This window comes from Mycobacteriales bacterium (genome assembly GCA_035504215.1).
Taxonomy (GTDB): domain Bacteria; phylum Actinomycetota; class Actinomycetes; order JAFAQI01; family JAFAQI01; genus DATAUK01.
This window is the reverse complement of record DATJSI010000107.1, coordinates 1-7272: the sequence shown is the minus strand read 5'-3', so window position 1 is coordinate 7272 and position 7272 is coordinate 1. Positions and strand designations below refer to the sequence as shown.

9 protein-coding genes are annotated in these 7272 nt (G+C 71.0%); 8 read left to right on the top strand and 1 reads right to left on the bottom strand.

Annotation, left to right across the window (positions count from 1 at the left end):
* From VME70_13250 to VME70_13220, 7 genes are all read left to right on the top strand, one after another.
* Window positions 1-301 (top strand): alpha/beta family hydrolase (locus VME70_13250; protein HTW21166.1); only part of this gene is annotated, 301 nt, incomplete at its 5' end.
* Window positions 302-459: 158 nt separating this feature from the next.
* Window positions 460-1092: a sigma-70 family RNA polymerase sigma factor gene (locus VME70_13245; protein ID HTW21165.1), complete on the top strand. Its 633-nt coding sequence runs from the start codon at window positions 460-462 to the stop codon at window positions 1090-1092.
* Window positions 1089-1373, top strand: coding sequence for a mycothiol system anti-sigma-R factor (gene rsrA, locus VME70_13240; GenBank protein HTW21164.1), 285 nt, complete (start codon window positions 1089-1091; stop codon window positions 1371-1373). The genes VME70_13245 and rsrA overlap by 4 nt, the downstream gene beginning before the upstream one ends.
* Window positions 1374-1486: 113 nt before the next feature.
* A complete protein-coding gene (locus VME70_13235) occupies window positions 1487-2827 on the top strand; it encodes a biotin carboxylase N-terminal domain-containing protein (protein HTW21163.1) in 1341 nt (446 codons plus the stop codon).
* Window positions 2824-3603 (top strand): enoyl-CoA hydratase-related protein, encoded by a 780-nt coding sequence (locus VME70_13230; GenBank protein ID HTW21162.1) that lies wholly within the window; start codon window positions 2824-2826, stop codon window positions 3601-3603. Before VME70_13235 ends, VME70_13230 begins: the two co-directional genes overlap by 4 nt.
* 42 nt (window positions 3604-3645) lie before the next feature.
* Entirely contained in the window at window positions 3646-3864 is a 219-nt protein-coding gene (locus tag VME70_13225) for a biotin/lipoyl-binding carrier protein (GenBank protein ID HTW21161.1), read from the top strand.
* Between the two features lie 140 nt (window positions 3865-4004).
* Complete coding sequence (locus VME70_13220; GenBank protein HTW21160.1) at window positions 4005-5087, top strand: PilT/PilU family type 4a pilus ATPase; 1083 nt, start codon at window positions 4005-4007, stop codon at window positions 5085-5087.
* Here VME70_13220 and VME70_13215 read toward each other — a convergent pair whose 3' ends face one another.
* Window positions 5088-5876: a GNAT family N-acetyltransferase gene (locus VME70_13215; protein ID HTW21159.1), complete on the bottom strand. Its 789-nt coding sequence runs from the start codon at window positions 5874-5876 to the stop codon at window positions 5088-5090.
* A 79-nt stretch (window positions 5877-5955) separates the two neighbouring features.
* On the opposite strand from VME70_13215, the gene VME70_13210 reads away from it, so the two are divergent.
* A partial coding sequence (locus tag VME70_13210; GenBank protein HTW21158.1) for a sensor histidine kinase occupies window positions 5956-7272 on the top strand: 1317 nt, incomplete at its 3' end.

Sequence of the window (7272 nt, the reverse complement as noted above, 5' to 3'; positions counted from 1 at the left end):
CTGCCGCACCGCGAGTGAGCTCGGTGCCGACGCCGTGATCGCGCTCGCGTTCCCCCTGCACCCGCCGGGCCAGCCGGACAAGTCGCGGGCCGGCGAGCTGCTCGCCACGGCGGTCCCCACGCTCGTCGTCCAAGGCGCGTCGGATGCGTTCGGTACGCCGGACCAGCTTCCCGCCGGACCGACCGTGGTCGCGGTGGCAGGAGATCACTCCCTCCGCAAGGCGCCCGGCCAGGTGGCCGCGGCGGTGCTCGGTTGGCTGGCGGGAATCGGTCTGTCCGCCGGGGCGTTGGAGCATTCGTGACCGCGACCACGGCTCGTGCTGCGACCGGCAGTCAGGCCGCGCGCCGTCCGGCCGGCCGCTCGGACCTCCGTCGTACCCCCCGCGGCACGTCGGCCTCGGAGCCGGCGGCGATACAGTCGGCGCGGCCCCTCGTGACGCCCGCCGCGTCCGATCGCCCGATGCCGGTCGGGGGCCTCGCCGTAGGAAGGGACCGGGGCGTGGCCGAGGAGACGGTCGAAGAGCGCAGCGCGCGCTTCGAGCGCGACGCGCTGCCCTACCTCGACCAGCTCTACTCCGCCGCGCTGCGCATGACCCGCAACCCGAGCGACGCCGAGGACCTGGTCCAGGAGACCTTCGTCAAGGCCTTCGCCGCGTTCCACCAGTTCCAGGAAGGCACGAACCTCAAGGCCTGGCTGTATCGCATCCTGACCAACACCTTCATCAACAACTACCGCCGCCGGCAACGCCAGCCGCAGGAGTCCGGCAACGCCGAGGTGGAGGACTGGCAGCTCGCCAGCGCCGAGTCGCACACGTCGAGCGGGCTGAAGTCGGCCGAGGCGGAGGCGCTCGAGCACCTTCCGGACAGTGACATCAAGGACGCGCTCCAGTCGCTGCCCGAGGACTTCCGGATGGCCGTCTACCTCGCGGACGTCGAGGGCTTTTCCTACAAGGAGATCGCCGACATCATGGGGACTCCGATCGGCACTGTCATGTCGCGCCTGCATCGCGGCCGGCGGGGCCTGCGGGAAGCGCTCGAGCACTACGCGGTGGACCGGGGGTACGTGCGTCCCGAAGCAGGGAGCCCGACATGAGCTGCGGCAATCCCCACGAGGTGGACTGCGTCGAGGTGATCCGTCAGGTCTACCTTTACCTCGACGGCGAGATCGGCGACTCCGCGAAGGCCGAGGTGCGCGAGCACCTGGACGAGTGCGGGCCGTGCCTGCGCGAGTTCGGCATCGAGCAGGAGGTCAAGGCGCTGGTGGCGCGCTGTTGCGGCAGCGACCTCGCGCCGGAGCACCTCAAGCAGCGGATCCGGGTCAAGCTCGAAGAGGTCCGGCTGGAGATCTCGACCGTCGAGTACCGCGCCGAGTAGCAGCCGAGTAGCAGCGCGTAGCCGCCGCCGCAGGCCGGCGCCGCTGGCCGGGAAAAGGCCGCTGCGCCGACCACGATGACGACCTCCGGGCCCCGGGCCGCTAGTGTGCCGCCGTGTTCGAGTCGCTCCTGGTCGCGAATCGCGGCGAGATCGCCCGCCGGGTCATGCGGACCGCCCGATCGATGGGTCTGCGCACGATTGCGGTGCATTCCGAGGTCGACGCCGCGCTGCCGTTCGTCCGTGAGGCGGATGAGGCGGTGCTGCTCGGCCCGGCCCCGCCGGCCGAGTCCTATCTCGCCGTGGACAAGATCCTCGAGGCGGCTCGCCGTACGGCGGCGGAGGCGATCCATCCCGGCTACGGCTTCCTCGCCGAGAGCGCCGAGTTCGCCGAGGCCGTTCTTGCCGCCGGGATCGGATGGGTCGGCCCACCGCCGGAGGCGATCCGGGCGATGGGCGACAAGATCAGCGCCCGCAACCTGATGGCCGCGGCCGGGGTGCCGGTCGCCGCCGGCACCGCTGCACCGGTCGACACCATCAAGGCGGCGCTCGAAGCCGCGCACGAGATCGGCTACCCGCTCATGGTGAAAGCCTCGGCCGGCGGCGGGGGCATCGGCATGGGCGTCGCGACCGATGACGAGGGCTTGCGCGCCGCGTTCGAGACCGCTCGCAGCCGGGCCGAACGCTTCTTCGGATCCCCGTCGATCCTGCTCGAGCGCTTCATCGTCAACGCCCGCCATGTCGAGGTCCAGGTGCTGGGCCTGGCCGACGGAAGGGTCGTCGCGATCGGCGAGCGCGACTGCTCCGTGCAGCGACGGCACCAGAAGGTGGCCGAGGAGACCCCGTCGCCCGGGGTCTCCGCCGAGCTGCGGCGCCGCATGCTCACGGGAGCCGTGCTCGCCGGCGAGGCGGTCGGCTACCGCAACGCCGGCACCATCGAGTGCCTGGTCGACCCGGCCGGCCAGGACTACGTGTTCCTCGAGATGAACACCCGCCTGCAGGTGGAGCATCCGGTGACCGAGCTGGTCAGCGGCATCGATCTCGTCGAGGAGCAGCTGCGGATCGCCGCCGGTGATCCGCCGGCCGCCGATCTCACCGACATCCGCAGCGACGGGCACGCCCTCGAGCTGCGGGTGTACGCCGAGGACCCGGTGCGGTTCCTTCCCTCGCCAGGGGAGGTTCGCGTCTGGGACGAACCCGAGGGAGACGGCGTGCGGGTCGACGCCGGGTACGCCGCTGGGACGACGGTGACGCCGTACTACGACCCGCTGCTCGCCAAGCTGTGTGTCTGGGGAGCCGACCGAGCGCAGGCGCTCGAACGGGCGCGGGCCGCGGTGAGCCAGTTCCGGATCGAGGGGATCAAGACCAACCTTCCCTTCTTCACCGAGCTGCTCGCCGACCCGGCCTTCCGCTCGGGCGACTACGACACCGGGCTGATCGAGAGAATGCGGTCGTGACCGAGGTCGAGGTGAGCCGCGTCGGCGGTGTGGCACACGTGACGATCAACCGTGAGGATGCCCGCAACGCGCTGTCCGCGGCGGTGCTGCAGGCCCTGCTCGACGCGGTGCGCGAAGCCGCCGCCGACACGGAGACCCGTGTCGTCGTGATCGCGTCCGCCGGTGAGCGGGTTTTCTGCGCCGGTGCCGATCTCGCGGTCATGGCCGATGACGCGACCGGGTTGGAACGCCACGACGGTCGTGGTCTGCTGGCCCAGCTCGTCGTTGCGATGCGCGAGTGCCCGGTGCCGGTCGTCGCCCGCGTGCAGGGGATCTGCCTGGCCGGCGGCGTCGGCTTGGCGCTCGCCTGCGACGTCGTCCTCGCTCGGCGCAGCGCGAGCTTCGGGCTGCCGGAGGTCGACCGTGGCCTCTGGCCGTTCATGGTGAGCGCGCTGCTCGCGCGACACATGTCGCCCAAGCATGCGATGGACCGGATGCTGACCGGCGAACGGTTCGACGCCGAGACGGCGTACCACTACGGCCTGGTCTCACGCGTCTTCCCCGACGAGAGCTTCGACACCGATGTCGAGCGGTACGTCGAGAAGCTCGCGGGCGCGCCGCCGGTCGCCGTGCGGCTGGGCAAGGCGGCCTGGGTGGCGGCGAGCGAGACTGCCGGCCTGCCGGTGGCGCTCGAGGCGATGCAGGCGCAGCTGTCGCTTCTCACCACCACCGCGGACGCGGCGGAGGGCATCGCGGCGTTCTTCGACAAACGCGCGCCACGCTGGACCGGTCGCTGAGCCGGATCGCGTCGATGGTTCGATAGACCCACGCTCCGGGAGGTGGCAGTGGCAGAAGTGCTGGCCGAGATGGTGGCCAACGTCTGGAAGGTGGTCGCGAACGCCGGCGACCCGATCGACGAGGGCGACACCATCGTGATCCTCGAGTCGATGAAGATGGAGATCCCCGTCCTCGCCGAGGACTCGGGAACTCTGGTCGAGCTTCGGGTCACCGAGGGTCAGGTGGTCCAGGAAGGCGATGTCATCGCCGTCATCGGCTGAGCGCCGGCGAAGCGTCGTGGTGGGCCGGCCGCTGAGCCGTTCGGGTGATGTGCGCGGGCGGCGGGGGCGAACCGCCCGCACGCGGCGCCGGAGCGTGCGCGAAGGTCAAGGTAGGGACTGAATCCGCCGAAGCACACCAGGTGACGTCGTTGATGATCGAGCCGTTCCTGCGAGCCCTGGTGGAGTGCGGCGGCTCCGACCTGCACTGCAAGGTCGGCTCACCGCCCCGGGTCCGCATCGATGGGCGGCTGCGCAAGCTCGAGACCCGCGACCTCACGTCGGCGGACACCGAGCAGATGGTTCACGAGGTGTTGCGGGAGGACCTCGTGGAGGAGTTCGACCGGACGAACGAGGCGGACTTCGCCTATTCGCTGTCCGGAGTCGGACGGTTCCGGGTCAACGCCTTCCGCTCGCGAGGCTCGGCCGGCCTGGTCTTCCGCAGGGTCTCGGTCGGCGCCATCCCCCTCGCCGACCTCGGCCTTCCGGTCGTCCTCGAGACGCTCGCGCTCGAGCCCCGCGGGTTGGTGCTCGTCACCGGCCCGACCGGCTCGGGCAAGACCACGACGCTCGCCGGCATGATCGACCACATCAACGTCAACCGCGAGGTCCACTGCGTCACGATCGAGGACCCGATCGAGGTCCTGCACTTCGACAAGCTGGCCATGATCAACCAGCGCGAGGTTCGCGTCGACACCGAGGACTTCGTGGTCGCCCTACGTGCCGCGATGCGGCAGGACCCCGATGTCATCCTCGTCGGCGAGATGCGTGACCAGGAGACGGTCAAGGCCGCGCTGGCCGCATCCGAGACGGGCCACTTCGTCATGTCCACGCTGCACACCACCGACGCGCAGGAGACGATCAGCCGCGTTGTCGACTTCTTCCCGCCGCACGAGCAGAAGCAGATCCGGATGTCGCTCGCCGGAGCGCTGCGCGGAATCATCTGCCAGCGGCTAGTGCCGCGCGCCGACGGCGAAGGCCGTTGCGTCGCCATGGAGGTCTGCATCAACACCGGGCGGGTCGCGGACGCGATCGTCGACCCGGAGAAGACCTCGGGCATCAACGGCCTCATCGCCGAAGGCTCGTACTACGGCATGCAGACCTTCGACCAGCACCTGGTGTCGTTGATCCGCGACGGCGTGATCACCCTCGACGCCGCGATGATCGCGTCGACCAACCCGCACGACCTCACGGTCGAGCTGCGACGGGTCGGCCTCGTCGCCTGATCAACGCCGCCAGTGGTACGGCGTCGTCGTCGACACCTTGATCAGCCCTGAGCGTTCGAGGATCGGGCGCGAGTACTCCGTCGAGTCGCTGTGAATCAGGGTCTTGCCCACCCGCAGCGCTGATCGAGCCCGGTTGGCGGTCAACGCGCGGTAGATGCCGCGCCCTCGCCACTCCTCGCGGGTGGCACCACCCCAGATGCCGGCGAACCGGGTGCCGGGGACGGGTTCGAGCCGGCCGGCGGCGATCATCGTGCCCTCGGCCTCTGCGACCCAGAGTTCCATCCCGTCGTCGAAGGACAGCCGGCGCAGCAACGCGTCCGCCATGGCATCCGAGACGGGGTCGCCGAACACCTCGTCCGCCATCGCGCTCATCGCGCGCACGTCGGCCGCTTCGCTGATCCGGCGGGTCGTGACCCCGGGTGGAAGCCGGACGTCGGCCGCCAGTGCGCTCGCCTCGCCGATCATGATCGACTCGGGTTCCTCGGGGACGAACCCGCGGTCCACGAGAGCGTCGTGGAGGCCCGGAGCGCGGTCGTGCCCGCGGGTCTTCCACTCGACCCGGTCGATCTCCGGATCAGCCGCGAAGTGCTCGAGCGCGCCGCGAACGAGGGTCCTGATGCCCGCTTCATCGGCACCGTTGAGGTCCCGGTAGGTGACGAACCCGCGTCCACCGGCAAACGTCACCAGGCGAAGCGGGCCGTGCACCGCCACGGCGACCGCGCTCGGGGTCTCCGCGTCGGTGCGCAGCTCGTCGTCGTACGCGGCGAGCAGCGCGGCGGGATCCTCCACGCGGCTACCGTGCCGCGCCGTCCCTGCGGGGGCAAGGGGATATCGCCGCCGCGCCACCTAGCCTGGTTCGGTGCCGACCATGGACGAGCTGCTGGCGGCTGCGCCGCTCGCCCTCGACCCGGGCGAATCAGCGGCGGGCATCGAGCGCGCCCGCGTGGACGCCTTGCACCGGTTGGTCGGCGACTGGCAGCTGCTCGCGGACCTGTCCTTTGCCGACCTCGTTCTCTTCGTTCCCGACCGCAGCGCCGAGCGGTTCGTCGTGGTCGCCCAGATGCGGCCACTCACGGGTCCGACCGCGTACCAGGACGACCTGGTCGGGACGAGCGTCAGCGCGAGCCAGCGCCGGCAGCTCGCCACCGCCCTGGCCGAGGGGCGGATCTGCCGCGAGGAGGACCCGGTCTGGGTCGCCGGTGTGCCGGTGCGCGAGGAGGCGCTTCCGGTCCCTGCCGGCGGGCGGATCGTCGCGGTGGTGACGCGGGCGACCAACCTCGCCGCGGCTCGAACCCCCAGCCGGCTCGAGATCGCCTACCTGCGCAGCGCGAACGAGCTCGCCCAGATGCTCGCCGAGGGTCGCTGGCCGTACCCCGGTGACGCGGCATCCGACGGCGGGCCGCGAGTGGGCGACGGTCTGATCCGTCTCGATGCCGACGGTGTCGTGACCTTCGCCAGCCCGAACGCGCTTTCGGCGTACCGTCGGCTCGGCCTGGTCGGCGACCTCAGCGGCGTGTCGCTCGCCGGCCTGACGCGGACGCTGGGCGACCGCACCGGGCGTGAGATCGGCGAGGCCGCGATGGTGCTGGCGCGCGGCAGCGCGTCCGGGTCGGCCGAGCTCGCGGTGGGGGACGCGATCGTTCAGCTGCGCTCGCTGCCGTTGCGTCCCGGTGGCGAGCACATCGGTGCACTGGTCCTCGTACATGACGTCACAGACCTCCGCCACCGCGAGCGGGCGTTGCTCACCAAGGACGCGACGATTCGCGAGATCCACCACCGGGTGAAGAACAACCTGCAGACCGTCGCCGCGTTGCTCCGGCTGCAGGCCCGCCGGATGGCGGTGCCGGAGGCGCGCGACGCTCTGGAGGAGTCGGTCCGCCGGGTCTCGTCGATCGCGGTGGTCCACGAGACGCTGACCGGCACGCTCGACGAGGCGATGAGCTTCGACGAGGTGGCCGACCGTGTACTCGCCATGGTCGCGGAGGTGTCCGGCACCGCGGTGAAGGTCGAGCGGGACGGCAGCTTCGGGGTGCTGCCGGCAGAGGTGGCGACCCCGTTGGCGATGGCGCTGTCCGAGCTCGTCCACAACGCGGTCGAGCACGGGTACGGCGATCAGGGCGGCGGTCAGGTCGACGTCGTCGTCGACGCCTCAGCGGCTGACCGGCTCACCGTGGCGGTGGTCGAC

What these genes read in the sequence shown, in the direction of transcription:
- VME70_13245 (HTW21165.1), top strand. Translation starts at nt 460, where the DNA reads ATGCCGGTCGGGGGCCTCGCCGTAGGAAGGGACCGGGGCGTGGCCGAG.
- rsrA (HTW21164.1), top strand. Translation starts at nt 1,089, where the DNA reads ATGAGCTGCGGCAATCCCCACGAGGTGGACTGCGTCGAGGTGATCCGT.